The sequence below is a fragment of the Sorangium sp. So ce693 genome, assembly GCF_051521375.1.
GTDB lineage: Bacteria > Myxococcota_A > Polyangia > Polyangiales > Polyangiaceae > Sorangium > Sorangium atrum.
On the sequence record NZ_CP150347.1, the window covers coordinates 6,451,468 to 6,477,308 of the forward strand.

At 73.0% G+C, this 25,841-nt stretch carries 22 protein-coding genes and 1 tRNA gene; 14 read left to right on the forward strand and 9 right to left on the reverse strand.

What is annotated here, in order from left to right; genetic code table 11:
- Positions 1 to 62: 62 nt before the first annotated feature.
- From WMF14_RS23870 to WMF14_RS23900, 7 genes are all read right to left on the reverse strand, one after another.
- Positions 63 to 1,778, reverse strand: coding sequence for a serine/threonine-protein kinase (locus tag WMF14_RS23870; RefSeq protein ID WP_437803925.1), 1,716 nt, complete (start codon positions 1,776 to 1,778; stop codon positions 63 to 65).
- A 92-nt stretch (positions 1,779 to 1,870) separates the two neighbouring features.
- Positions 1,871 to 2,887, reverse strand: a complete 1,017-nt coding sequence (locus WMF14_RS23875) for a hypothetical protein (RefSeq protein WP_437803927.1) — start codon at positions 2,885 to 2,887, stop codon at positions 1,871 to 1,873.
- Complete coding sequence (locus WMF14_RS23880; protein WP_437803928.1) at positions 2,887 to 3,945, reverse strand: tetratricopeptide repeat protein; 1,059 nt, start codon at positions 3,943 to 3,945, stop codon at positions 2,887 to 2,889. Before WMF14_RS23880 ends, WMF14_RS23875 begins: the two co-directional genes overlap by 1 nt.
- Before the next feature lie 78 nt (positions 3,946 to 4,023).
- On the reverse strand, positions 4,024 to 4,332 hold the full coding sequence (locus WMF14_RS23885; protein ID WP_272093076.1) for a hypothetical protein: 309 nt from the start codon (positions 4,330 to 4,332) through the stop codon (positions 4,024 to 4,026).
- Between the two features lie 56 nt (positions 4,333 to 4,388).
- A complete protein-coding gene (locus WMF14_RS23890) occupies positions 4,389 to 5,459 on the reverse strand; it encodes a DUF4190 domain-containing protein (protein WP_437803930.1) in 1,071 nt (356 codons plus the stop codon).
- 66 nt (positions 5,460 to 5,525) lie between these two features.
- A complete protein-coding gene (locus WMF14_RS23895; protein ID WP_437803931.1) occupies positions 5,526 to 6,704 on the reverse strand; it encodes a hypothetical protein in 1,179 nt (392 codons plus the stop codon).
- A 200-nt stretch (positions 6,705 to 6,904) separates the two neighbouring features.
- A tRNA-Leu gene (locus tag WMF14_RS23900) sits at positions 6,905 to 6,991 on the reverse strand.
- A 352-nt stretch (positions 6,992 to 7,343) separates the two neighbouring features.
- On the opposite strand from WMF14_RS23900, the gene WMF14_RS23905 reads away from it, so the two are divergent.
- The 9 genes from WMF14_RS23905 to WMF14_RS23945 all read left to right on the forward strand — a co-directional run bounded on the left by WMF14_RS23905 (position 7,344) and on the right by WMF14_RS23945 (position 16,034).
- Positions 7,344 to 8,675: a dihydroorotase gene (locus tag WMF14_RS23905; protein WP_272093081.1), complete on the forward strand. Its 1,332-nt coding sequence runs from the start codon at positions 7,344 to 7,346 to the stop codon at positions 8,673 to 8,675.
- Positions 8,672 to 10,138 (forward strand): 30S ribosomal protein S12 methylthiotransferase RimO, encoded by a 1,467-nt coding sequence (rimO, locus tag WMF14_RS23910; protein ID WP_437803933.1) that lies wholly within the window; start codon positions 8,672 to 8,674, stop codon positions 10,136 to 10,138. The genes WMF14_RS23905 and rimO overlap by 4 nt, the downstream gene beginning before the upstream one ends.
- 109 nt (positions 10,139 to 10,247) lie before the next feature.
- Positions 10,248 to 10,640 carry a hypothetical protein gene (locus WMF14_RS23915; RefSeq protein WP_437804280.1) on the forward strand — a complete coding sequence of 131 codons (393 nt, stop codon included), beginning with the start codon at positions 10,248 to 10,250 and terminating at the stop codon, positions 10,638 to 10,640.
- A 142-nt stretch (positions 10,641 to 10,782) separates the two neighbouring features.
- A complete protein-coding gene (locus WMF14_RS23920) occupies positions 10,783 to 12,264 on the forward strand; it encodes a sigma-54-dependent transcriptional regulator (protein WP_437803934.1) in 1,482 nt (493 codons plus the stop codon).
- Between the two features lie 163 nt (positions 12,265 to 12,427).
- Complete coding sequence (locus tag WMF14_RS23925; RefSeq protein WP_437803935.1) at positions 12,428 to 13,012, forward strand: type IV pilin protein; 585 nt, start codon at positions 12,428 to 12,430, stop codon at positions 13,010 to 13,012.
- A 156-nt stretch (positions 13,013 to 13,168) separates the two neighbouring features.
- Positions 13,169 to 13,798 (forward strand): type IV pilin protein, encoded by a 630-nt coding sequence (locus WMF14_RS23930; RefSeq protein WP_437803937.1) that lies wholly within the window; start codon positions 13,169 to 13,171, stop codon positions 13,796 to 13,798.
- 80 nt (positions 13,799 to 13,878) lie between these two features.
- Positions 13,879 to 14,490, forward strand: coding sequence for a type IV pilin protein (locus WMF14_RS23935; protein ID WP_437803939.1), 612 nt, complete (start codon positions 13,879 to 13,881; stop codon positions 14,488 to 14,490).
- A 60-nt stretch (positions 14,491 to 14,550) separates the two neighbouring features.
- Positions 14,551 to 15,048 (forward strand): hypothetical protein, encoded by a 498-nt coding sequence (locus WMF14_RS23940; protein ID WP_272093088.1) that lies wholly within the window; start codon positions 14,551 to 14,553, stop codon positions 15,046 to 15,048.
- The gene (locus WMF14_RS23945) at positions 15,045 to 16,034 is read left to right on the forward strand and encodes a hypothetical protein (RefSeq protein ID WP_437803940.1); all 990 of its coding nucleotides are present in this window, start codon (positions 15,045 to 15,047) and stop codon (positions 16,032 to 16,034) included. Before WMF14_RS23940 ends, WMF14_RS23945 begins: the two co-directional genes overlap by 4 nt.
- Positions 16,035 to 16,446: 412 nt before the next feature.
- On the opposite strand, the gene WMF14_RS23950 is transcribed toward WMF14_RS23945, so the two are convergent.
- Positions 16,447 to 17,898 (reverse strand): PEGA domain-containing protein, encoded by a 1,452-nt coding sequence (locus tag WMF14_RS23950; protein ID WP_437803941.1) that lies wholly within the window; start codon positions 17,896 to 17,898, stop codon positions 16,447 to 16,449.
- On the opposite strand from WMF14_RS23950, the gene WMF14_RS23955 reads away from it, so the two are divergent.
- Positions 17,897 to 18,796 (forward strand): hypothetical protein, encoded by a 900-nt coding sequence (locus WMF14_RS23955; RefSeq protein WP_437803943.1) that lies wholly within the window; start codon positions 17,897 to 17,899, stop codon positions 18,794 to 18,796. The genes WMF14_RS23950 and WMF14_RS23955 overlap by 2 nt on opposite strands.
- A 346-nt stretch (positions 18,797 to 19,142) precedes the next feature.
- On the opposite strand, the gene WMF14_RS23960 is transcribed toward WMF14_RS23955, so the two are convergent.
- A complete protein-coding gene (locus tag WMF14_RS23960; RefSeq protein ID WP_437803945.1) occupies positions 19,143 to 21,938 on the reverse strand; it encodes a hypothetical protein in 2,796 nt (931 codons plus the stop codon).
- A gap of 160 nt (positions 21,939 to 22,098) precedes the next feature.
- On the opposite strand from WMF14_RS23960, the gene gatC reads away from it, so the two are divergent.
- From gatC to WMF14_RS23980, 4 genes are all read left to right on the forward strand, one after another.
- Positions 22,099 to 22,410 carry an Asp-tRNA(Asn)/Glu-tRNA(Gln) amidotransferase subunit GatC gene (gene gatC / locus WMF14_RS23965; protein ID WP_012236913.1) on the forward strand — a complete coding sequence of 104 codons (312 nt, stop codon included), beginning with the start codon at positions 22,099 to 22,101 and terminating at the stop codon, positions 22,408 to 22,410.
- 5 nt (positions 22,411 to 22,415) lie between these two features.
- A complete protein-coding gene (gatA, locus tag WMF14_RS23970) occupies positions 22,416 to 23,969 on the forward strand; it encodes an Asp-tRNA(Asn)/Glu-tRNA(Gln) amidotransferase subunit GatA (RefSeq protein ID WP_437803946.1) in 1,554 nt (517 codons plus the stop codon).
- 16 nt (positions 23,970 to 23,985) lie between these two features.
- Positions 23,986 to 24,582, forward strand: coding sequence for a GNAT family N-acetyltransferase (locus WMF14_RS23975; RefSeq protein WP_437803947.1), 597 nt, complete (start codon positions 23,986 to 23,988; stop codon positions 24,580 to 24,582).
- A 78-nt stretch (positions 24,583 to 24,660) separates the two neighbouring features.
- Positions 24,661 to 25,833 carry an NAD-dependent epimerase/dehydratase family protein gene (locus tag WMF14_RS23980; RefSeq protein WP_437803948.1) on the forward strand — a complete coding sequence of 391 codons (1,173 nt, stop codon included), beginning with the start codon at positions 24,661 to 24,663 and terminating at the stop codon, positions 25,831 to 25,833.
- Positions 25,834 to 25,841: the final 8 nt, after the last annotated feature.

The window sequence follows — 25,841 nt, forward strand, 5'->3', positions numbered from 1 at the left end:
GAAGAGCGGGCCTTCGGGGGCCGACGTCGGCCTCGCGCAGCGGTGCCGCGCGCGTGCCGTCATCAGTCGAATTTCACATACGGCTTGCGCGGCTGCGCTGTCTTTCGCTTCGGTATCGAAGCCGATGGGACGCCCGTCGGCGCGGGCGCCGCGCTGGCGACACCCGCGGGCGACAGAGGCGGCGCCGGCGCGGTCGTCGCGGCAGCGGGCGGCGGCGCCAGAGCGGTCGTCGTGGCGGCGGGTGACGGCGCCGGCGCGGTCGTCGCGGCGGGCATCGGCGGCGGCGACGGCGCGGTCGTCGTGCCGGGCGGCGACGGCGCCGCCGGCGGGGTCGTCGTGGCGGCGGGCGGCGGGTTGGCGCGCGCTATCGCGTCCGCGAGTACCCTCGCCTCCAGCGCTACCCCTTTCTGAAGACTGTGCGCGCCGCCGTCCGCGGGCCGGCGGAGCTCGCGCACGGCGAGCGCCATCACGATCAGGGACAGCGCGCCGGCGCCGACGGCCACGCGCGAGGTGCGCCTCCGTGGCGCGGAACGCAGCGTGCTCGGCGCCTGCGCGGCGTCGTCGCCCACGACCGCGAGCAGCTCGCTCGTGGCGCCGACCTCGGCGGGCTGAGCCGGGCCGAGGCGCTCGCGGTCGAGGCTCGGCCTGGCCTCGTCCATCGCGCGATCGAGCTCGGCGATGAACTCCTGGGCGCTCCGCGGCCGATCCTCGGGCCGCTTGGCCAGGGCGCGCTGCAGGAGCTGCGAGAGCGACGGCGGTATCCTGGCGTCCGGCGCGGCCTCGCTCGCCGGCACGGGCGACGACTTGATGTGCCTCGCCATCACGACGACCGCATCGTCGTCGATGAACGGCGGCCTCCCGACCAGCATCTGATAGAGCAGGACGCCGAGCGAATACAGGTCGCTCCGCGCATCGAGCGGCCTGCCCTGCGCCTGCTCCGGCGACATGTACCGCGGCGTCCCGAAGACGGTGCCTGCCTGGGTCTCGAGGGCGTCGACCGGCCGCTCTGTCCCGGTCATCACCTTCGCGATGCCGAAGTCGAGCACCTTGCAGATCTCCTCGTGCTCGCCCGCGGGGGGCCTCGCCAGGAACAGGTTGTCCGGCTTGAGGTCCCTGTGGATGATCCCCTTGTCGTGCGCCTCGGCCAGCGACAGGAGCGCGTGCCGCGCGAAGCGGGCGGCGTCGCCCATGCGCAGCCGCCGCAGGCGCTTGAGCCGCTGGCCGAGCGACTCGCCCTCGAGGAGCTCCATCGCGAGGTAGAGCGAGCCGCTGCTCGACGTCGTCCCCTCCATGGGCGAGCTCTGCTCTGCGGAGCGACCGCGGCCGAAGGCCGCGTCCGTCGCGTCGTCCACGACCTCGCCGAAATCGAACACGGTGACCGTGTGCGGCGACCGGAGGAGGCTCATCGCGCGCGCCTCGCGGGTGAAGCGCGCCTTCGCCTGCGCGTCGAACGCCCTGTCCGACCGCAGGATCTTGATGGCCACGTCGCGGCCCATCGCCTCCTGGCGCGCGCGGTACACCGTGCCCATCGAGCCGGCGCCGAGCTTGCCCACGATCACGAACCGATCCGCGATCGTGATCCCCAGCAGCGGATCTCCGTCGGTCTCGGCGAGCACCTCGCGGCTCACGAGGGCCAGCCCGTCGTGGGGGCAACGAGGTAGCCTCGCGCTCTGGCCGTCCTGGGAACCGCGCTCGCCGGCGGGGGACGGGAGCTGGCTGGACGAGGTCCTCCCAGCGACGGCCGCGAGGTGGTGACAGCGCGGGCAAATCAGCGCCATGGCCCTGCTGGGCTCGTCGGACGACCCGGGGGCGCTGGCTGGGAACTGGCCGTCAGCTGCACGAACTACCACCGCGATGGGGGGATCGTCCGTTACTTGGGCTCGCATCGCAAGGCCCACGACTCGCCTGTCGCTCGCGGGCGACAGCCGAAGAACGCGGCGTCGCCGCAGGACGCATCGCTGCAGCAGACGTCGCTACAGAATCGCTGCGTTTGTTCAGGATCCTTGATGCACATACCACTCCGACAGTCCTCGGGCGTGGAGCACGGAGCGCCGATGGCCGCAAGGCTGTCCCCGGACAGCAGCCTGATGCACGCGCGGACGGTCGAGCGTCCGTCGATCGCGAGCTCGGCGCAGCCGACGCGCTGCCTCACCTCGCCGGGCGTGTCCGGGCACATCTCCGAGCCACAGCACGGGATGATGCAGCGGCCTCTCCCTTCGACCTCGGCGCAGAGCCCGGACGCGCAGTCATCGTCCCGTGCGCACGGCTCGAAGTAGCCTCCATCGCCCAGGGCGGCGGCCCGGCACGCCAGGGCCGGGCCGGCCGAGACGAGATCCGTCGTGAGCCGGCACGCCGCCCCGTTCGCGGCGCAGCTGGTGTCGGAGCAGCAGGCGTCGACGCAGGCGCCGCCGCTGCAGATGCCAGATCGGCAGTCGCCGGGCGCGGCGCAGGACGCGCCGGAGAGCTGCGTGCCCACGTCGGGCCGGCCGACCTCCCGGCCGATGCGACAGAGGCCGCTCCCTCCGCCGTCGGGGATCCAGCAGACGGCATCCCGGACAGGATCGCAGTCGCTCGAGCTGCAGCAGGCGCGCGAGCATACGCGCGGCCCGTCGCCGTCGAACAGCGCTGGATCGAGGCAGAAATCGAGCGCGCCGCAGTCCTCGTGCCGCGCGCAGCGCGCGCCCAGCGCGCGCTCCAGCTGCTGCTCGACGCAGGCGCCCTCCCTGCAAACGGCGCCCTCGGGGCACGCCGGCGGCCCGATCGCGCCCTCGTCCGAGCAGCGCACCTGGCCCAGCGTCCCGTCGACGAGGACCTCGCACCCGGCGCCGAGCGACACGAGCGCGGCGAGCCCGCGGAGCAGCCTCCGCAGCGCGGCGCCGTGGCGCATCAGAACTGCACCCGGAGCCGGGCTCCATCGGCGCCCAGCGACAGGCGGATCGCCTGCGCCCCTGCGCCGGCGCCGCGCGGGAAAGGCCGGTGGTCCTGACCCGAGAGCAGCGCGCGCGAGCCGACGGCCGAGGCCGCGCGAGAGGCTGGGCTCGCCGCGGGCGCCCCCGGAGACAGGTACAGGTAGAGCGCCGCTGCCCCGGAGAGGCCGGCGACCAGCAAGGCGACGTCCGCGGCGACGGCGCACCGGTGAGCCGCGCTCGCGTCGGCCTGCAGATCGGCGATGGAGACGCCGGCCCCGGTGCGCTCGTCGGCGCCGGGATCCCGCGCCACGGCGAGCGCGGCGAAGACGCCGCCGACCACGAGCGACCCCGCGGCGATGCCCCCGCTGACGGCGAGCCAGGTCGCGCGCGGCCTCGCGCCGCCGACCGCCGCGGGAGGGCGCGGCAGGCGCGGCAAATACGGCAGCGCCGTGGAGACCGAGGCGGCTTTCTCGGGCGCTGGCGGCTTCGCGCTGGCGAGCTCCCGCTTCGCGCCCTTGAGCCGCTTGAGGACCGCGTGGACCTCCTCACGCGCCTTCGGGAGCGCCTCCATGTCGAGGTAGCGGCGGTAGTAGCGCTCGGCCTCGTCGATCTCGCCCAGCCGCTCGTGGATCATCGCCAGGTTGTAGATGAGCTCTTTGCCCTCGGGATCGAGCGCCACGGCGGCCTCCAGCTTCGCGATGGCCGCGCGGTACTCGCCGTGCTGGTAGCGCCGCTGCGCCTCGTCGTGCAGCGCGGTCGCTCGCTCGATGCGGAGCCGCTTCTCCTCCTCGTCACGGGAGAGCGGCGGCGGGGCGGGAGGGCTCGGTCCGCCGCCCTGCGGCAGCTGCGCGGGCGCGGCGGCGGGCGCGACCACAGGCGCGCCGAGCGGCGCCGGCGAGGACACCTGCGCGGCCAGCGCCGGCGGCGCGCCGTGGGCGACCGCCGCGGCCGCTGCGAGCGCGGAGGCGAAGCCCACGACGATGCGCGCGGCCTCGGGGCCGATCGAGCGAGGAAGGCGCGCTGTGTGGCTCGTCACGGCCGCCCACCATAGCGTAACTTCCGCGCGGATAACGGCCTCTTGCGGCGGGCGGGGTGAAGGCCGCCGCCTCGGCGATCACCGGAGCTTGCAGCTGTACTCGCCGGCGAACACGAGCGCGCGCTCGCACCTGACGTCCACGGTGCGCTTCGCCGTGGTGAACTCGAAGGTCTGGCCGAACGGCGTCCGCTCCAGCCGCGTCATCTGCGCTCTGCAGCCCTCGCTGGGGCGGCGCGGCTCCGGCGCGCTCGCGGCGCCGTCCTCGCCGCACGCGACGAGCGCCGCCCTCCGCTCGACGTCGGCGTTGTCCGAGACGACGTTGTAGACCGCCGAGACGCTGAACGCGACGCAGAGAGCGAAGAGGACGAGCTGGCCGAAGCGCTTCACAGCCCGAGCTTACCCTGTCCGGCGCGCGAGGGGCTCGTCGCCGCGCGCGACCCGGCTCAGAGCCGCATGCCCGAGCCGGGCAGCGGGTTCCACGGCTGCCGGCGGGTCGTGTACTGGCCCCGCACGAACGCCCCCAGCACGGGCGCGATGTTGCGCGCGATGTCGTCGTCCCACTCGCCGCCGTTGATCCCGTCCTGCGGGGAGAGATCCGGCGAGAGCAGGAAGAAGCCCGGATAGAGCCGCCGCGGCACCTTGATCTGGTCGAGGTCCTCCTTGAAGAGATCGATGTCCACGCGCACGAGCCGCACGCTCCGGAGGGCCGTCTGCATCAGCGGATCGGCGAGCGCGCGGTCGACCCCGCGGCACGGCTCGCAGGGATCGCTCGTCGTCATCACGAGGACCTTCTCGCCCTGGGCGTACGCCTCCGCGCGCTGCTTGGCGAGCTCCTCGCTGAGCACGGAGACGTCGACGCCGATATCGACGATCAAGACCCCCCCGACGCGCCGGTGGGTCGTGTGCTGAGGGACGCTGCCGCTCGGCTGCGCCGCCGGGGGAGGCGCCTCCGGCAGCGGCATCGACGGCGACGCCGTGCTCGCCGGCTCCGGCGAGGCCTCCCCCTCCGGGACGGCGGAGGCCGTCTCTCCGGTGCGATGGGTGCTCCACATCCACACGCCGAAGCCGATCGCCGAGCTCCAGCACAGGGTGAGCAGGACGCCGAGCGCGAGCCCGACGCTGGCGAGCGCGTACCCCCTGCGCACGGCCGGGGCCTGCTCGATCTCGCGGCGCGCCGCCCAGCCGAAGGCGATCGCGGCGATCGCCCCGAGCGGCCCGAACAGCGCCGCGACGAGCGAGCTCACGGCCAGCGTGGAGAGCTGCCGTCGCTCCGGCGGGGGCGGCGGCGTGAGGTAGGGATCCTGGATGATCAGCCGCGCCGCCTGCGCGCGGCGCAGCTGGGCTGCAGCCGGCACGAGCGCGACGCGCGCCGCGACGGGGTCGCAGGGCGGCGCGCCGGCAGGCGGCTCGTTTTCGAAGGGCAGGGCGGCCGTCTGCACGTCCCTGAGCGCTGCAGGCGGCTCGTTCGCATCGCGGTTCGGCGGTGGCCGAGTCGGGCCGAATGCGTGGCTCACGCTCTTCATCCTAGCGCCGGAGGCCGCGCTACGCCCGCCGCACCGGGCCTCTCGTCGCGTGAGCGCTCAGGGGATGCAGGTGCGCTCGATCACCCGCAAGACTGCGCGCTTCGTGCTCACACCGGTGCTCATGGGCTCCGTCCATGCGACGCCCACCCGCTCACCGGCGAGCGCGACGCTCGGAGAATCCTTTACGGGAAACACCCCATCCGACACCCGGATCCCTCGAGCAGAGGGCGCTCCGTCGGCGGCCAGCTTCACGAGCAGGGTTTGCCCCTCCACCTTGCCATCGTGGCCGACCCACGCCACGAGGGCCCCGTCGCCGCTCGGCGCGAGCGCGCGCCACTTGCCCTTACCGACGACCCAGGGCGCCCCGCGCGGCTGCGCCTCGGCGTCCAGAGCGCGGGCGATCAAGGTGGCTCCCTCGCTCCAGAGCAGCAGCGCGCCGGCGCTGCCTGTAGCCACGAGCCCGAGCCGCTGATCCCTGTCCGGTGTCTCCTGAGCCGCGCCAGCCGGTCGGTCGCCGCCCTGTCGCTTCGCAACGAGGTGGGCATTCCCTTCCCTGCCCGCGGCGTCGAACCGCGAGGCCCGGATGCTCCCGTCCTCCTCGTCCTGCCAGGCGACGAGGTAGCCGCCGGACGCGTCGGCAGCGACCGCAGGCCAGCGCGGCATCTTGGCGCTTCGCGTGACCCCGACCGCCTTGAGCTGCGGCTGCGCAGGATCCACCGGCGCGAACTGGAACACCCCCAGGCGATGGCGGTCCGGCCCGAAGGGCGCCGCTGCGACAAGGGCGCCACCAGGCGCGGGCGCGAGGGCGACATGGTCGCTGACCTCCCTCCCGATCGCGCCGACGCGCTGGATCCCCACCGGCGGGTTCGTCTCCCAGCGGGGCCTCGCGTACGCGAGCCCCTCCGCGTCGAACCACGTGACCGCCCACTCGTCGCCCGAGGAGAAGATCCGGAGCCCCGCGTCTCGCGTGCTCGAGATCGCCCTCGCACGAGCGACCTGCCGGGCATCGCTATCGAAGCCGGCGAACGCGATCTGCGCGTCCCCTCCCTTGAGGTCCACGAGCCACACGGCCCCGAACGAACCGTCGGCGCGCCCGGCGATCCCCATCCCCTCGCGCAGGATGTAGGTCGCGATATCACCCGACTTCGTCTTGCACCCCTCGAGGGAGCCGATGGGCACGAACTCCTGCACGCCGGTCCCGCGCGGTACCTCGGGCTCGGCCGGCGCAGTGGCCACCGCGGGCTCGGTCGGGGCGCTCGACGCAGCGGCGGCTGCGAGGACCGCCCCCGAGGCGCTCGGACCAGGGGCCGCACTCGCGGCTCCTCCCGCCGAGGGGGAGGAGCGGCGATCACAGGAACTGCCGAAGACGGCAAGCAGAGACAGAGCCACGACCTTGGCAAGAGTCATGGCTAAAGAAGCAGGACAAGAAGAGCGCTTGGTGCGAAGCAGAGGACTTGAACCTCCACGGGAGTTACCCCACTGGAACCTGAATCCAGCGCGTCTGCCAATTCCGCCAGCTTCGCGAGCGGGGACGGCATCACTACCTCACCCTTTCGCGATCCGTCAAGCGCTGTGTCACGCCCCGAGCGTTTTTCTTCGCCGACCGTTCCGTCCGTTGTGCCTGTTGAGTTCGCCACGTCCGTTGCATCCATCACGTTCGTCGCATCCGTCCCATCCGTTGCATCTGTCCCATCCGTCCCATCCGTCGCATCCGTTGCGCCCGTCGCGTTCCCGTCCTTCGCCTTGCTCAGGCCTCCCTGGCTTCCTCCGGCTGCCAGCTGACCCCGGCGCGCGGTCTCCTTGCCGGATTGGTTCCCCCGCTGACGCCGCACCGGTGCACGACGAGGAGCGCCTGTGCTAGGGGAGCGCGCTCCCATGGCGGCCATCGGCTCACCTCCTCCTCTCCTTCTCTTCGTCGGCGTGCGCGCCGTCGACCCGGCCCAACAGCTCGACGACGTGATCGATGTCGTCGTGGAAGACGGCGTCATCACCCGGGCGGGACGCGGCGCAGCGACCGACGAGCTGCGCCGCGCCGACCGGGCCGAGATCATCCAGGGCGATGGGCTCCTGCTCCTCCCCGCGTTCGTCGACCTCCACGCCCACCTCCGCGAGCCCGGGCAGGAGTACAAGGAAGACATCGCCTCCGGGCTGGCCGCCGCGGCGGCCGGCGGCTTCGCCCACGTGTGCGCGATGCCGAACACGCGGCCCGTCAACGACACCCGCTCCATCACCGAGGCCATGATCGCGCGAGCCCGCGCGATCGGGGGGCCCGCGCTCCACCCCATCGGCGCGATCACGATGGGCCAGAAGGGCGCCGAGCTCACCGAGATGGCCGATCTCAAGGACGCCGGCGCCGTGGCGGTCTCCGACGACGGCCGCTGCGTGACGTCGAGCTCCGTCATGCGCCGCGCGCTCGAGTACGCGAAGACCTTCGATCTCACGATCATCCAGCACGCCGAGGACCACGCGCTCACCGACGGGGCGCAGATGCACGAGGGGGCGATCTCGACGCGGCTCGGCCTCCGGGGCTGGCCGCGCGTGGCGGAGGACATCATCGTCGCGCGCGACGTGCTGCTCGCCGAGGCCACCGGCGCGCGCTACCACGTCGCGCACATCTCGTCGCTCGGGGCGGTCCGCATCCTCCGCGAGGCGAAGGCCCGCGGCATCGCCGTGACCGCCGAGGTGACGCCCCACCACCTGACGCTCACCGACGCCGCCGTGCTCGGCTACGACACGGCGTGCAAGGTCAACCCGCCCCTGCGTGAGCAGGCGGACGTCGACGCGCTCCGCGAGGCGCTCGCGGATGGCACCATCGACGCGGTCGCCACCGACCACGCGCCCCACTCCACGCTCGAGAAGGACTGCGAGTTCGCCGAGGCGTCGCCCGGCCTCATCGGCCTCGAGCTCGTCGTCCCGGTCCTGCTCGACCTCGTCCGGCAGGGCGCCCTCCCCCTCGGCCGGCTCGTCGACGCCCTCACCCGCGCCCCCGCCCGCATCGCGCGGCTCGAGGCGCCCACGATCAAGGCCGGCGCCCGCGCCGAGCTCTGCCTCGTGGATCCGAACCTGAGCTTCGTGCTCGACCCGGCGCGCCTGCGCTCGAAGAGCAAGAACACGCCGTTCCTCGGCCGGCAGCTCACGGGCCGCGTCAAGATGACGCTCGCCTCGGGGCGGGTCGTCTTCGTCGACGGCGAAGGAGCGGCGACATGAGCTCACGCAAGGTCCATTTCGTCAGCCTCGGCTGCCCCAAGAACCGCGTCGACTCCGAGGTGATGCTCGGCGTCGCCCGCGCGGCCGGCTACGCGCACGTCGACGACGCCGCCGAGGCCGAGGTGATCGTCGTCAACACCTGCGGCTTCATCGGCGACGCGAAGAAGGAGTCGATCGACGCCATCTTCGAGATGGCGCAGCACAAGGAGCACGGCAGCTGCAAGCGCCTGGTCGTGGCCGGCTGCCTGTCGCAGCGCCACCCCGAGGAGCTCGCCCGCGAGATGCCCGAGGTCGATCACTTCCTCGGGTCGAGCGACATGCTCAAGCTCGGCCGGGTGCTCGCGGGCGACGCCGAGCGGATGCTCGTCGGCAACCCCGCCGAGTGGCTGATCCACGCCGGTGATCCGCGCACCCTCTCGACCCCCGGCGGCAGCGCTTACGTCAAGATCGCCGAGGGCTGCAACCGCACCTGCTCGTTCTGCGTGATCCCGGACCTGCGCGGCGCGCAGCGCTCCCGGCCCATCCCGGACGTGGTGCGCGAGGTGGAGCAGCTCGCGGCCGCGGGCGTCCGCGAGATCAACCTCATCTCGCAGGACACGATCGCCTACGGCCGCGACGCGGCCGGCCGCGCCGAGGACGGCGCGCGCGCGACGCTCGCGCAGCTCGTCGAACGGGTCGCCGACGTGCCCGGCGTGCGCTGGGTGCGGCTCTTCTACCTGTACCCCGAGAAGATGACCGACGACCTCGTCGAGCTGCTCGCCGGCCACCCGCGGGTCGTGCCCTACGTCGACATGCCGCTCCAGCACGCCGCCGACGCGATGCTGAAGCGGATGCGGCGCGGCCACGGCGGCGATCGCCTCCGCCGGGTCGTCTCCACGCTGCGCGAGCGCGTCCCCGACCTCACGTTCCGCACCGCGTTCATCGTCGGCCACCCCGGCGAGACGGACGCCGAGTTCGAGGAGCTCTGCGACTTCGTGCGCTGGGCCGAGTTCGAGCGCGTCGGCGTGTTCCGCTACTCCGACGAGGAGGCGAGCCGCAGCCACGAGCTCGAGGGCAAGGTCCCCGCGCGCACGGCCGCGAGCCGCTACCGCCGCCTCATGACGCTGCAGCGCCGCATCTCGCACAAGAAGAGCGCCGCCATGATCGGCCGCGAGCTCGAGGTGCTCGTCGAGGGGACGAGCGACGAGCACGAGTACGTGCTCATGGGCCGCCACGCCGGTCAGGCGCCCGAGATCGACGGACAGGTCTACCTCTCTGGCGGCGAGGTCCGCCCCGGCCAGATGTGCCGGGTCCGGATCACGCAGGCGAGCGACTACGATCTCGTCGGCGAGCTGCTCGACGACGAAGAGAGCGGGCGCGGCGCCGGGCTCCCCCCGGCCGCGGATCTCGGCGCGGCCACGGCGAAGCGGCGCGTCGCCCTGCGCGTGCTGCAAACCGATGGACGCGAGCGCCAACAGAATTGACGGTCCGGCGATCGGGTCGCGGCGCGATCGCTGAAAATCCGGCTGAATCAGGGCGCTCCGCGGCGGAGGGGGCGCGGCACATGGTGTGCTATGACGCCGTGCCGTGCCGATGCTCCGCCGCGCTGCGCTTCACCTCGCCGTCGCCCTCGCGATCTCGCTGCTCGCCGGTGCGGCGTGCCTGAGCCCGACGCTGCCGCTCCCCCCGCCCGAGCCGGCCGACACGATGCGGCCCGTCGCAGACCGCGAGGGGGTGTGGCAGATCTCGGGCAACTGCAGCCCTGGCGCGCGCGTCAGCCTCTTCAACGAGCGGACGCAGCGGGGCGTGATCGAGGACGACACCGACAGGAACGGCCGTTACCTCCTCGAGATCGAGGCCGAGCTCTGCGACACCCTGCTCGTATGGCAGGAGCTGGAGGGCAACGGAGGCGACGAGAGCGAGGCGCAATCGTTTGTCGTCGAGGAGCGCACACCGCTCGGCGTCGTGAGCGACGCCTGCCCCTGAGGGCGCGACGGAGCCCCATGCACCGACGTGGGAGAGTGACGACGCGGCGACGTGACGACACGGTGACGTGACGACGCGGCGCGCCGCGCCCGATGGCCGCCATCGACGCGTGAGCGGAGCATCGTGATACGGTGTTGGCGTGATGGCGTCGATCCCGCCGAGCATCCCGCAGAACGCCACCCGGGTGCTGGTCGTCGATGACGAGCCGGGCCTCCGCCAGGTGCTCCACATTGCCTTCCACCGCCAGGGCTACGAGGTCGTTGTCGCGCCCGGAGCGCGCGCAGCCATCGAGGCCATCCGCCAGAACCCGCAGCCGTTCCCGCTCGTCCTCACCGACCTCGTGATGCCCGACGGCTCGGGGATCGAGGTGCTCACCGCCGCGAAGGCGCGGAGCAACGCGACCGAGGTGATCGTGATGACCGCGCACTCCACGGTGGAGAGCGCGCTCGACGCGATGCGCCACGGCGCATACGACTTCGTGACCAAGCCGTTCTCGCCGGCGGAGCTCACAGCGCTCGCCGCGAAGGCGCTCGAGAAGAGCTCGATCGTCGCGGAGAACCAGCGGCTGCGAGCCCAGCTCGAGCGGCTCGATCTCCCGTCGCGCGAGCCGCTCGGCACGAGCGTCGCGATGCAGCGGATCGCCGAGCTGATCGCCAAGATCGCGCCGACGCGCACCACCGTGCTGCTCACGGGCGAGAGCGGGACCGGCAAGGAGCGGGTCGCCCGCGCGATCCACGACCAGAGCGATCGCGCGGCCAAGCCGTTCCTGGTGGTCAACTGCGGGGCGCTCCCGGAGGCGCTCATGGAGAGCGAGCTGTTCGGCCACGAGAAGGGCTCGTTCACGGGCGCCGGCGCGCGCTCGATGGGGCTGTTCCGGGAGGCGGACGGCGGGACGCTGCTCCTCGACGAGATCGGGGAGCTGCCGGCCGCGCTCCAGGTGAAGCTCCTCCGCGTGCTCCAGGAGCGGAAGGTCCGCCCTGTCGGCGCCGCCGCGGAGATCTCGGTGGACGTCCGTGTCCTGGCCGCGACCAACCGGGACGTGGAGGCCGAGGTCCGCCAGGGCCGTTTCCGGCAGGATCTCTACTATCGGCTGAACGTCATCCGCATCGAGCTGCCGCCGCTGCGCGAGCGCCCCGGGGACGTCTCGCGGCTCGCCGAGCGCTTCCTCCGCCGCTTCGCCGCCGAGCTCGGCAAGGACGTCCGCGGCCTCACGACGGACGCGGTGCGCGCGCTCGACGCCTACAGTTTCCCGGGCAACGTGCGCGAGCTCGAGAACATGATGGAGCGCGCGGTGGCGCTCGCCGGAGGGCCCACGATCGGCCTCGGCGACCTCCCGGGCGCCGTCGCCGGCCTCAGCGCGAGCCCGGCGCCGCTGCTCGCCCAGCTCCCGCCCGAGGGGTGCGCGCTCGACGAGGTGATCGGCGAGGTCGAGCGCCGGCTCATCCTCCAGGCGCTCGAGCGCACCGGCGGCGTCCGCAAGGCGGCCGCGAAGCTGCTCGGCGTCTCGTTCCGGTCGCTGCGCTACCGCCTCGCCAAGCACGCCCTTGCCGCCGATGGGGAGGGAGACGACGACCCGGAGGGAGGATCCCGACGAGAATCGTCACCGCCGGGCGCCCTGCAGTGACGGTTTTCGTCACCGCCGCAAAAGAACACAACCCCACACCTCCGGCACCCTGCCCTCCTCACCTCAAGGAAAACCGAGGCAACTCATGAGCTTCTCGCGCAACTCGAAGATGACGCCGCGCCGCGCTCTCCTTGGCACGTCACCTGCTGAAGCATCAGGGCGCATGCGGAGCACGCGGCGACAGCGAAGCGCAGCGAGGCGAGCGTTCACGCTCGTCGAGCTCCTCGTCGTCGTCGCGATGGTGGGTGTCCTCGCGGCGATCGCCATGGTCGGATACCGCAGGTACATGGACGCGGCGGGCATCGCCGAGCCGAAGGCGGTCATGCAGGGCATCCGCGGTGCACAGGAGGCCTACAAGGCCGAGATGCTCGTGTACCTGAATGTGTCTCAGGGATCGCTCGATGCCTGGTACCCTGCGGGGACGCTCAGCGATCGCAAGCGCGCGTGGGGCGGCGCTCACCCACACGCGACGAACTGGCAGCTGCTCAACGTGACGACGGACGGCGCGGTCCGCTTCGGATACGCGACCGTGGCCGGCGACGCCCCCCCCTTCAGCGTGACGCCACACTCAGGCTTCACATGGGCGGGGCTGCCCGCTGGCAACCCGCTGGCAGATCCGCAGTTCGCGCCGAACGGCCCCTGGTACGTCGTCCAGGCGGCCGGTGATCGCGACTCGGATGGGACGCTGGCCTTGCTCCTGACGACATCCACGATGTCAGGGATCTACTGGGAGAACGAGACGGAGTGACGGAGTAGAGGAGTTTTGCTCCGGTGAGGCGCAGAGAGCGCCTGTCCGTGGGAGAGGTTTTCGCGCTGCGGGCCGGCCGAGCCCGCACCAGGCGACATCATGGTCAGTCTCGGCAAAGCATCCAATTAAAGAAAGCATCACGGAGGATCGACACTCATGCGTGCAATCAAGCGATATGACAGGAGAGGCTTCACGCTCGTCGAGCTCATGATCGTCGTCGCCATCATCGGCGTCCTCGCCGCGCTGGCGATCTACGGCGTGCGCCGGTACCTCGCGAGCGCGAAGACCTCGGAGGCCAAGAATACTGTGGGCGCAATCGCCCGCGGCGCCGTTGCCGCGTATGAGCGGGAGACCTCCGCCTCGGCCATCCTGGCCGGCGGCACGTCGTCGGCAGTTGCGAGCCACTCGCTGTGCGAGTCGACGGGAGTCGACGCGCCCGGCCACGGACCGGTCCCGGCGGCCATGACCTCGGTGCGGGGCACGAAGTACCAGCCGAGCACCGCCGACGCCGCGGACTTCAACACGGGCACGTCGCTCGGCGGCTGGAAGTGCCTCAAGTTCTCGATGACGCAGCCGATCTACTATCAGTACAACTACACGAAGGGCGCTCGCACCGGCGTAAGCGGGGCCTCGCCCGACCCGACGGCGACAGGCTTCGAAGCGGGTGCCCAGGGCGATCTCGATGGCGACGGCACCGACTTCAGCGCCTTCGCGCGCGGCGGCAACGTTGTCAACGGCGAGGTGGTCCTGGCCACGCAGGTGTTCATCGAAAACGAATACGAGTGATCTCGCCCCGGGCTGCCCGGCTCGCATGAGCCCGGCAGCCCGGGTTCACCGGCGTCGTCTGCGAGCGGAAAGGGCGTGTTATGTCGAGCACGACATCGGTCCGTGGACGAGGCTTCACGCTCGTCGAGGTCATGATCGTGGTCGCGATCGCAGGCGTGCTCGCCGCCTTGGCGATCGTCGGGGTTCGCAACCACCTCATCACGGCGAAGACGGCTGAAGCGAAGCAGACCGTCGGCGTCATCACCCGCATCGCGATCAACCAGTACGAGCGCGAGCGCGACATCGCGCAAATCCTGGCCACCACGGGCGTCGCATCGGCGAACACCCACATCCTCTGCACCTCGGCGACGCCGGTCCCGCTCCTCTTCGCCTCCGTGCAGGGAACGAAGTACCAGCCAAGCAACGCGCCCGGCGACGACTTCAACTCGGGCTCGACGCTCGCGGGGTGGCAGTGCCTCGGCTTCTCGATCAGCCAGCCCATCTACTTCCAGTACTCGTACCAGGTCGGCGGGAGCTACGTCAGCCAGGGCCTGCCTGGCGCGCCCCTCCCCAGCGCGGCGGGGTTCGAGGTGGGCGCGGTCGGCGACCTGAGGGGAGACGGGCAGAGGTACACGATCGCCCGCACCGGCGAGGTGCGTGACGGCGAGATCGCGACCAGCACCGCGATCTACACGAACATCGACTCCGACTGATGCGAACCGTGCCTCCCTCGCGCTTGTTCGATCGTGGAGGGGTGAGGTAGAGAGGAGCCCATGACCTGGCGCTCCTGGAGCGCGCTGGAGCTCAGCGCGGCCTTCGCGGTCGGCGGCAGCGTCCTCGCCGTCGCCGTCCCCGCGTTCTTCCGAAACCTCAGCGCGTCCAAGCTGAGCGAGCCCATCGAAGGGCTCGACCGGCTGGTGACGAGCGCGGTCGCCTACGCCGAGTCGCGGCCGCAGGAGATCAGCTTCCCCCCGTCCGCCCCGCTGACCCCGGCCCAGGTGCCGCGCGGCGTGCGCGCGGTCGATCCGCCGGAATCGTGGGAGCACCTCACGTGGCGGTCGCTCGATTTCCGCTTCGAGGGGCCCCACGCGTTCTCCTTCCAGTTCACGAGCGAGCTCGACGCGTCGAAGGCCATGCGCTTCACAGCGACCGCGCACGGCGACCTCGACGGCGACGGCGTGCTGTCCACGTTCGAGGTGCGCGGCGAGCGGATCCCCGGGGAGCCCGCCCGCGTGCTGCCGGGCATGTTCGTGGACCGCGAGGTGGAATGATGGGGGACCCTCCCGCGCCCGGGGCGGAGCCTCCTCCGGCGGCCCGCTCGCTCCTCGCCCGCCTCGCAGGCGCGCGCGAGGCGCTCGTCGCTGTCGCGCTCTCCGCCGCCGCCGCCGTCGCCATCGGGAGCGTGCGCGCGCCGGCCGCGGACCTGGAGCAGCGGGTCGCCGAGACCTCCGACGTGTACGTCCTGCCACCGACGGACGAGGTGGTCGCCCTGTCGCTCGGCTACCGCTCCGCGCTGGCCGATCTGCTCTGGTCGCACGTGCTCGTCTCGCAGGGCATGCACACCATGGAGCGGCGCCGGTTCGAGAACCTCACCCTGCTGCTCGACGCGATCAACGCGCTCGACCCGACCTTCCGCGAGCCCTACCTGTTCGCGGACGCGCTCATCACGTTCCAGACGAGCGAGACGCCGCACCGCGAGGTCGTCAAGGCGCGTGAGATCATGGAGCGCGGGGTCCAGAACCGCCCCCTCGACGGCGAGATCTGGCTCGCGCTCGGCCAGTTCGTCGGCTTCATCGCGCCGGCCACGTACCTGACCGATCCCGAGGAGAAGGCGCAGTGGCGCCTCGATGGGGCCCGGATGCTCGCACGGGCCGCGGAGCTCGGCGGCGGCGACGCGAACATCAGCTGGCAGGCGCTCGGCGGCGCAGGCCTCCTGGGGCGCGCCGGCGAGCGAGAGGCGCAGATCCGGTTCCTCCAGCGCACGCTCGCCGTCACCGACGACGAGGAGCTCAAGCAGAAGATCCGCGCGCAGCTCGACAAGCTCCTCGACGCGCGCGACGCGGAGAAGTACCGCCGGCGCCTCGACGGGTTCCGCGACCTCTGGCGGCGCGATCTGCCGTTCGTCAGCAACACCGCGATCCTCGTGCTGGGCCCCCCGCGCGACCCGGCGTACTGCGCCGGCGGCGCGCACGCGGACGAGCCGCGCTGCGCGACCACCTGGCGCGCCTGGGCGGAGCGGGTCGAGGGCGAGCGGTGAGCTGCCGCGGGCGCTGAAGCGGCGCGCCGATCGCCGGCGCGGCGCCGGGGCGTCCGCGGAGCAGGCGGAATGAACCGCCGGAGGCAGCGACGGCCAGCGCCCTGCAGCGCCCGGACTCGCTGACAGCTCGTCCGGGTGTCCCTGGCGGCTCTCCTGACGTCCCTGGCGGCTCTCCCGGCGCCCCGGGCAGCTGGCCTTGGCGTTCCAGACGGCTTTCCTGGTGTCCCTGGCGCCTGGTCTTGATGCCCCCTGTGGCCTTCCTGGGTGTCCCTGGCGGCCTTCCTGGGCGCTCCTGGCGGTCTTCCGGAGCGTCCCGCCAGCTCTCCCGGCGTCCTTGGCGACCCTCCAGCGGTACTTGGCGGCTCTCCAGGCGTCCCTGGCGGCTCTCCAGGCGTCCCTGGTGGCTGGATGTTTATTCGAACTTGACGGCCGCGGTCTTCGTCTCGCCTGCCTTCAGCGTGACGGTGACCGACTTCTTCCCGAGATCCGGATGGATGAACATCACCGTGTGCGACCCCGCAGGGACGCTGACGCCCACCTTGGGCGTGCTCCCCAGCGGCCGCCCGTCGAGGACCACCTTCGAGACCGGGATCGAGTTGATGTTCAGCGTCGCACCGCCGGCAGCAGCCGCGGGCTCCGGCGCTTCCGCCGGCGCTTCCGCCTTCGGCGCGGCGGCCACGGCCTCCGACTTCGGCGCAGCCGGCTCCGGTGCAGGCGCGGGCGCAGGCGCAGGCGAGGCGGCGGCCGACTCGGACTTGCGCGCCTCGTCGAGCGCGATCCGGATCGTCCTCTCGGCCTGCCCGTCCTCGAACGAGATCGGCTGAGAGAAGTCGTTGTATCCCTTCTTCGTCGCCACGATCTTCCAGCGCTCGGACGCGGCGACATCCACCTTGACCGGCGGCTTCTTCCAGGCCGAATCGGGCAGCTTCTTCTCCGTGCCCTTGGCGCTCACCAGCTTGACCGAGGCGCCCGACGTGGCGAGCTCCAGCGTCACCTGCCCCTTCAGCACCTTGAGCGCGACCGCGCCGAGGTCCTTCATCTGGCCCTGGCCGACGTCCACCGTCTGCTCCAGGGGCTCGAAGCGCTCGCCGCCGTCGAAGCGGATCTTGTGCTCCCCCGGCGGCACGCTGACCTCGACGGGCAGCGCGCCCTTCTCCTCGCCGTCGATGAAGACCTTCACGCCGGGCGCGCCCGACGCCTTCACGCCGGTCGTGGTCGACGCGCTGGTGGACGACCGCTCCGCGCTGGCCGCGTCGAGCGTGATCACGACGACCTTCTCCTTGCCGCCCTCGACGATCTCGACGGCGTCGCGCGGCGGGAAGTCGGGGGCGAGGATCTTGACCACCTTCGAGCCGGGCTCGAGATCGCGCACGACGCACGGCACGGTGTCGCAGCGCTTCTGGCCGTCGAGGAAGATCTCGGCCCGGTCGACGGAGCTGCCGCCCGGGGTCTTCAGGTCGATCGTGAGGGCGCCCTTCTTCGGCACCAGCAGGACCACCGCCAGGATGAGCACGGCGACAAGCGCGAGCCCGCCGAGGAGCACGCCCGCCTTGCCGGCGCCCTGCTGCACCACGTGGCGCGGGCGGATCTCCGTCGGCTCGTCCTTGCGCGACAGCGCGCGGAGCCCGAGGTCCGGCGGCATCGCCGGCGCGGGCGGGGCGCTCGGGATCGGCGGCGGCGCCGGGACGGGGGTGCGCACCCGCGAGGCCGACGCCGCGCCGCCAGAGCTCGCGACCAGCGCCGCGGCCGCCTTCGGGATCGACGGTGAGCCCGCCGCGGGCAGCGCGCTCGAGCGCCCATGATTGTAGTCGTTCCCCTGCTTGTCGTAGACGTGGGTCGACTCCTCGTCGTCGTCCCAGTTCATGTCGACCGCGGTGCCCTTGGCCGAGCGAGGCTTCGCGTCGTCACCCGCCTTCTGCGGCGGCTTCACCGACGGAAGGCGCACGGGCGGAGGGACCACCGGAGGCAGCGAGCTCGGGGCCCCGCTGACGGGCGCCGGCGGCAGCGGGCTCTTCGACGGCAGGGCCGGGGCGCTGATCGCGGGCAGGGACGGCTGGCGCGACCGAGGCGCCACCACGGGCGGCAGGGAGCCCGTCTTGACCGACGGAGGCATCGGCGGCGGAAGCGACCCCGGGCTCGTCCCCTTCGTCGTCACGGGCGGCGGAAGCGACGCCGGACCGGTCCCCTTCTGCGTCACGGCCGGCGGCGGGAGCGACGGCGGCGGGAGCGACGCCGGACCGGCCCCCTTCGCCGACAAGGGCGGAGGGAGCGACGCCGGACCGGCCCCCTTCGGCGGCACGGGCGGCGGGAGCGACCCCGGGCTCGTCCCCTTCGACGGCACGGGCGGCGGGAGCGACCCCGGGCTCGTCCCCTTCGACGGCACGGGCGGCGGGAGCGACGACGGGCCGGCCCCCTTCTGCGTCACGGGCGGAGGAAGCGGAGACGGCACGCCGCTCGGGAGCGTGGCCGCATGGTTCGGAGGCGGCGGCACCGCCGCGCCGACGAGGGTGCGCGACCGCGCAGGCGGCGAGGGAGGCACGAGGGCGGGGCTCGTGGCGGGCGACTTCTTCTTCGCGAGCCCCTCGAATACGTCCAGATCGCTGCCGCCCTTGTTGTCCGCCATGTTCGAGAACTCCTCAGGATATGCGGCGCCGTTCGCCACGGCGTCCCGGAAACGATCGCGCCTGCTCCGCGCGACGAGCGTGAACCCGATGTACAAGCGCTCGTCGCGGGCGAGCTCGGAGCGCGCTGCAATCGCCTGATCCGCTGCAGCGTACCGCTGGTCCGGTGACTTCGCGAGCGCCATCGGGAGGAGCTCGGCGGCGGCGAGGCGCCGCGCGCGCCGCGATCTCGCGCGGATCCAGCGCTCCACCGCCGGCGATGCGGCGCGCGACGTCCGCGGCGCGCCGCAATGCGACGCTGCGCGCGATCCACCACCCGCGAATCGCGCGCGCGCCCCCGCCCGGCGAGCCCACGCAGATCCGCGCCGAGATGTCGCAAGCTCCGAAGGATCGCAATCGATGCACCGACCGCCGTGTATTAGTCCGTCGGGCCGTCAGCGCACAAGCGCCTACTGCACGTCAGGGAAGGGCCGGGGCGCCGCCCCGCTCAGTGATCGCCGTCTGGCGTTTCCTCTTTCTTCGGCTTTTTGAAGTACCGCACGCGCTTCTGCTGCAGCGGGTACCAGACGCTGTGCGGAACGATCGGTGTGGATTCGAACATCCGGCCAGCGCCGGGCGCCTCGGCGCGCGTGAGCCGGACGGCGCGCGGACCTGACGGCGGGTGGACGGCGGCGCCGGAGAGATCGGTATCGCCGCCGAGGGCCACCGTGAGCGGCCGGGGAAGGTAGATCCGCGAGGAGCAGCCGAGCCCCGCCAGGAAATCCTGGAGCAGCTTGGCGTCGCGCGGGTGCGGGTCGACGAGCGCCGGGGGCGGCGCCGATGCGTCCGGCGCCAGCGCGGCGTCCGGCGCGCTGGACGGCCCGGCCGCGGCCCGCTCGACGTAGATCAGCATCCCGTCCTCGTCGTTGACGCCCAGCGCGGCCACGGCCCTCGCGCTGCCGAGCGCCCCCGTCGCGACCCGGACCGCGCCGCGCACCGGGGCTGTCGGCGAGGCGGAGAAGGACCCGGCCGAGTGCCAGATGCTCGATCCCTCGCCCTGCCCCGCGCCGTGCGTCGCGGCGCCGTCGCTGAAGACCGCCACGGTCGCGCCCGCGCCAGCCGGCGCGGGCGCCCCGGGCTCGCCCACCGGCGCGGCCGTGACGGTCCGCGGATCCACCTTGAGCACCCGCAACCGGACGTCGGGCCGCGCGGGATCGGGGCGGATCTCGGTGATCGCGAGCGCGTAGGGGAAGCCGTGCTGCGGGAGCCCCTGGGTGCGCCAGGCGCCCTCCCCCGCCACGGCCGGCGCCGCGCGGGGCGCCAAGGGCGGCCCCGGCAACAGGTGGCGCAGGGTCATGTAGAAGAAGTCGCGCGCCTCCCGCCGGATATAGCGGGGAAAGTTCATCAGGCCCATGCCGCGGATGAGCCGGCGGCCGCGGAACCGGTAGCCCGAGAGCCCCGAGACGTCGCCCTCGGTCTCCCATTCCCCCTGGAGAGGGCGCCCGAGCGGCGGCAGCTCGCCGTTCGGCGCCACACGATAGAACTCGAGCCCGCTGTGGCCAGCGTTCATGTCGAGCGCGATCCCGTAGGAGCAACGGGCCTGGATCATCGCCTGGGCCAGGGCCTCGGGGCTGACGTCGGCGCCATAGAAATAGGCGACGAAGCGCTCGCGGGTCAGGCAGATGCCGGTCCTGACCGTGTGCGTCTTGTCGGCCCACCCGGGCGGCGTGCCTCCCCACCACGTCCGGCCGAAGGGATTGAATTTCTCGTCCTCGACCATGACCGTCATGTTCTGGCGGAACGACAGCATCCATTCGGGGACGGTCTCGTCCTCCGACCAGCTCCCGAAGAGGGTGCTGCCGTCGCGCCGGACGGCCACCGTCGCGGCGTAGGGCTTCGGCGGCAGGTACATCACCCCGTCGGCCATCATGCCGAACTCGCCGTGCATCGCCTGGAAGCCGGCGTTCGACGCGGCGACCACGCGCTTCATGACCTCGGGCGTGCGCGGGATGAGCCCCGGCCCGGCCTCGCCCGTCGCGCCCTTGGGCTCCACCGTGCCCGCCATCATGTGGAGCTCCACCTGGCGCGGGTCCCAGAGCGCGATGTAGACGCGCGTCGCCTTGCGCGAGCGATCCGTCCGGAGGAACGTGGTCATGAACGCCGGCGGGAGCCCGTCGAGCTGGCGCACGAAGGCGTCGCCGCCCTGCGGGTTCCACTGCCCCTCGCCCGGCAGCGGCGGCGTCACCCAGGGCTCGAGCGGCGCCGGCGGCCAGCCGATCTCGGGATCGATCGGGATCTGGCGGACAGGCGGATCCAGCTCGCTCTGGCCGAGGTCCGAGGCGATGTCCTCCGCGCCGGTGTCGCCCGTCACCGCCTCCTTGTTGCGGAGGACGAAATCGAGCGCCGTGAACGCCACGGCCTTGACCGTCTGCATCGCGGCGTCGCCGATCACGAGGCGCACCCGGTCGACCGCCCAGGTGACGAGGTTCCCCGGCCGCGCGACCTCGGACGCCTCGGCGCGGATCCACGCGGGCAGCGCCGCGTCGTCCGCGCCGCGCACCGGCAGGCGCGCCTCGCGGCCGCCCGCGCGGACGACGACCGCGCTGTCGTCCTCCAAGGCGACGGCGACGTCCCCCGCGTCCGGGCCGCGGCGGCTCCGCGGCTCCTCGGCGCGCGGCTCTTCGGCGCCCGGCTCCTCGGGGTGCGGCTCCTCGGCGACGTCGATCACGAAGGTCCGCCGGCCGATCCCGCGCAGCCGGCCTGTCGCCTGCCAGCTCGTGACGGCGTGCTGGAGCCGCTCGACGAGGGACCAGTCCGCGCCGCCCGAGAGCTCTTGCCCGTCCAGATCGAGCACGTGCACCGTGGGCGACGCGGCCTCGATCAGCGGACGCGAGACGTAGGCGAGGGCCTCGCCGCGGAGCACGGGCTTCGACTCGTCCGCGCCGCTCGTCTCGGTGAGGTTGTGGATCGCCGAGACGTCGAGCAGGACGCCCTCCGGCGAGAGCCTCGCGTCGACGAGGTACAGATCGGTGGGCTCCCCGCGCTCGCCGCCGGCGCGCACGCCGCGCGCGACCGCGCGCGCGTCGACGCCGAACGGGTGGAGGCCGCCGCGCGGCGGATCCACCCACACCACGTCGCCCGCCGCCGCGGCGACGCCCCGCTCCGCGAGCTCCGCGGCGAGCGCGGTCGAGCGGTCGCGGGCGCCTCGGCCGACGGCGGACGACATCGCCACGGCCGCGGACGCGCAGAGGACGAGGAGGCCGATGCGCTCGCGGCGCAGGAAGGGCGTTTTCGGGGACTGCATTCGCGAACAACGCGCGGAGGGGCGGGGCTCTTGCCCGGGCGGCCGAGAACGACCGGACGCGCGCGCGGCAGCCGTTATCACCGTTTTTGTACCGCGGCCAGGTTCGGGGGCGCGCGGCGCTAGCGTCCGCCGAACCGGCGGTGCTACATCGGGCGCGCCCATGTCGAACGCTGACTCGCCCCCTCTCCGCCGCGACGAGGCGCTGACGATAGCGCGCCTCGCCCACCTCGACCTCTCCGCCGAGGAGATCGAGCGCCTCACCGGTGATCTCGGCAACATCCTCAGCTACGTCCGGCAGCTCGAGGAGCTCGACGTCTCGGCGGTGCCGCCGACGGCGCACGTGCAGATCGAGCGGCTGCCGCTCCGCGCCGACGAGGAGGCGCCGAGCCTGCCGCGCGAGGTGGCCCTGCGGGAGGCGCCGCGGGTCGAGGACGACGGGTTCGCCGTTCCGGCGTTCGTGGACGAAGGGTGACGCCGATGGACGCAGCGATCCTCGATCGATCCATCCCGGAGCTCGCGGCGCTCGTGCAGCGCGGCGAGGTGAGCGCCGAGGAGGTGGCCAGGGCCGCGCTCTCGCGCATCGAGCAGCGCGACGGCGCGCTGGGCGCCTTCCTCACCGTGCAGGGGGAGCAGGCCGTCGCGGCGGCGCGCGCGCTCGACGCGCGGCGCGCGCGCGGAGAGGCGCTCGGCCCGCTCGCCGGCGTGCCGATCGGGCTCAAGGACGCGCTCTGCACCGAGGGCGCGCCGACGACCGCCGGCTCGAAGATCCTCACGCGGGCGGCGGCGGGCGGGGACGGCGCATCGAAGGCGCCCGACCCGGCGCGCGGCTTCCGCCCGCAGTTCGACGCGACGGTCGTCGCCCGCCTGCGCGAGGCCGGCGCGATCCTGCCGGGCAAGTGCAACATGGACGAGTTCGCGATGGGCTCGTCGAACGAGAACAGCGCCTTCGGGCCGGTGAAGAACCCGTGGGACCCGTCGCGCATCCCCGGCGGCTCGTCCGGCGGCAGCGCGGTCGCGGTGGCGGCGGGGATGACGCCCGGCTCGCTCGGGTCCGACACGGGGGGCTCCATCCGCCAGCCGGCGAGCCTCACCGGCGTCGTCGGCATCAAGCCGACGTACGGCCGCGTCTCCCGTTACGGCCTCATCGCGTTCGCCTCGAGCCTCGACCAGATCGGGCCGTTCGCGCAGGACGTGAAGGGCGCGGCGCGCCTGCTCGAGGTGATCTCGGGCCGCGATCCGCGCGACGCGACGAGCCTCGACGCCCCGGTGGGGGCCTACGAGGCCGCGTGCGGCCGCGACGTCGCGGGGCTGCGCATCGGGGTGCCCGAGGAGTACTTCGCGAAGGGCATCGACGCCCGGGTCGAGGCGAAGGTGCGGGAGGCCATCGAGGGCCTGCGCGGGCTCGGCTGCGAGATCAAGCCCGTGCGCCTGCCGCACACGCGGTACGCCGTGGCGGCCTACTACATCGTCGCGACGGCCGAGGCGTCGTCCAACCTGGCGCGCTTCGACGGCGTGCGCTTCGGGCTGCGCGTGGAGGGCGACCGCGGGGGGAAGGCGGACCTCCAGGGCCTCTACGGCCGGACGCGCGGCGAGGGGTTCGGCCGGGAGGTGAAGCGCCGGATCCTGCTCGGCACGTACGTGCTGTCCGCGGGCTACTACGACGCGTATTACCTGCGCGCGCAGAAGGTCAGGACGCTGATCCGGCGCGATTTCGACGAGGCCTTCCGCGAGGTCGATCTCATCGCGGCGCCGGTCTCGCCGACGGTCGCGTTCCGGCTGGGGGAGCGGGTGGACGATCCGCTGTCGATGTACCTGGCCGACGTCTACACGCTGCCCGCCAGCATGGCGGGGCTGCCCGCGATCAGCGTCCCGTGCGCGACCGCGCAGGCGCCGGACGGCGGGCCTCCGCTGCCCGTCGGCCTGCAGCTCATCGGCCCCGCGCTGGAGGAGGCGCGGCTCTGCCAGGCGGCCTACGCGTGGGAGCAGATCTCCCCGGTGCGCGGGCTGCGCGCGTGCGTGTCGAACGCGTGACGAGCGGGGCGCGCCGATGAGCTCCGCGATCACCGTGGCGGCGGCCGGCCCCGAGCACCTCCCGGGGCTCGAGGCGCTCTTCGAGGCCGCCGGCACGCCCTGCTACTGCCGGTACTACCACTTCGGCGGCACCAACAACGAGTGGCTCGCGCGGTGCTCGGACGGCCAGGGCGAGAACCGCCGGGAGTTCGCCGAGGCGCTCGCCTCGGGCAGCGACGAGGCGCGCGGCGTCGTGGCGCTCGCGCCGGAGGCGCCGCACGTCGTCGGGTGGCTCAAGGTCGCGCCCGCGGCGGCCGTGGCGAAGGCGTACGAGCGCCGCCTGTACCGCGGGCTTCCGTGCTTCGCGGGCGATCGCGCCGGCGTCTTCCTGATCGGCTGCGCCGTCGTGCACCCGGGCCACCGGCGGCGAGGCGTCGCGACAGCGCTCGTCGCGGGCGCCGTGGAGCTCGCGCCCGCCTGGGGCGCGCGCGCCCTCGAGGCCCTGCCCCGCCGCCCGAAGGAGCCGGTGAGCGACGAGGAGCTGTGGACCGGCCCTGTCTCCGCGTTCACGCGGAACGGATTCGCCGAGGTGCACACGTTCGAGCCGTATCCGGTCCTGCGCCGGGTGTTGTGACAGCGCCGCGGCGGGCCCCGGCCGGGGTCGCGCTTCCCTTGCGCGCGCCGGCCGACCAGGTAGTGTCGCGCCCCGCGCATGGCTCCCACGTCCGAGCACCCTGAAGCCGCGGCCCACGACGCCGCCGAGCGGAGCTCCGCCGCCGGCGCAGATCACGCGGAGCCTGCCTCCTCCGCAGGCGCGGCCACGACCGGCGGGAGCGAGCCCCCGGCGTCCGCGGCGGCGGAGTCCTCGCCGACCAGCCGGCGCGCGTCGTCCAGCCCGAGGGGCCGGGTCATCGCGCTCACCGGCGCAGCGTCCTTCCTCGGGCGCAACCTGATCGGGATCCTCGAGGAGGACCCGCGCATCGCGCGCGTGGTGGCCATCGACATCAAGCGGCCGGACACGGGCGGCTCCAAGCTGCGCATGCACACGGTCGACCTGACGGAGCCCGCGTCGGAGGAGCGCGTCGCCGAGGTGCTCGCGGCCGAGCAGGTGGACACGCTCGTCCACCTCTGCTTCCTGTCGTCGCCCACGCCGGCGACCGCCTGGGCCCACGAGCTCGAGTCGGTCGGCACGATGCACCTGCTCCACGGCGCGCGCCAGGCGAGCCTGCGCAAGCTGATCCTCTGGAGCCAGACGATCCTCTATGGCGCGCACCCGACCAACCCCAATTTCCTCACGGAGAAGCACCCGCTCCGGGCGGACCCGGACGAGCGCTTCTTCGCGGACAAGATGGCCGCCGAGCGGGAGCTCAACGCCTTCGGCGCGAAGGCCAAGGGCACGACCGTCACCATCCTGCGGACCGCGCCGATCCTCGGCCCGACGGTCCAGAACTACGTCACCCGGTTCCTGGCGCGGCGCCTGGTCATGACGATGCTCGGCTTCGATCCGCTGTGGCAGTTCATCCACGAGGTCGACGCCATCGCCGCCTTCAAGCTGGCCATCGACAGCGATTTTCCCGGGACCTTCAACATCGTGGGCGACGGCGTGCTGCCGCTGTCCACGATCGTGCGCCTCGCGGGCCGGACGGCGGTCCCCGTGCTGCACAGCGCCGCCGGGCCGCTCGTCTCCGCGCTCTGGGCGGCGCACGCGGCGATCGCCCCGCCCGGCTTCCTGCGGTACCTGCGCTATCTCTGCGTGGCGGACGGCGAGAAGGCGGCGCAGGTCATGGGGTTCCGGCCGGTCTACACGACGCGCGAGGCGTTGCTCGATTACACAAGCGCGCAGCGGCTGCGGGACGTGCGCCTCCTGCAAGAGACGCCTGCGTGATGCGGTTC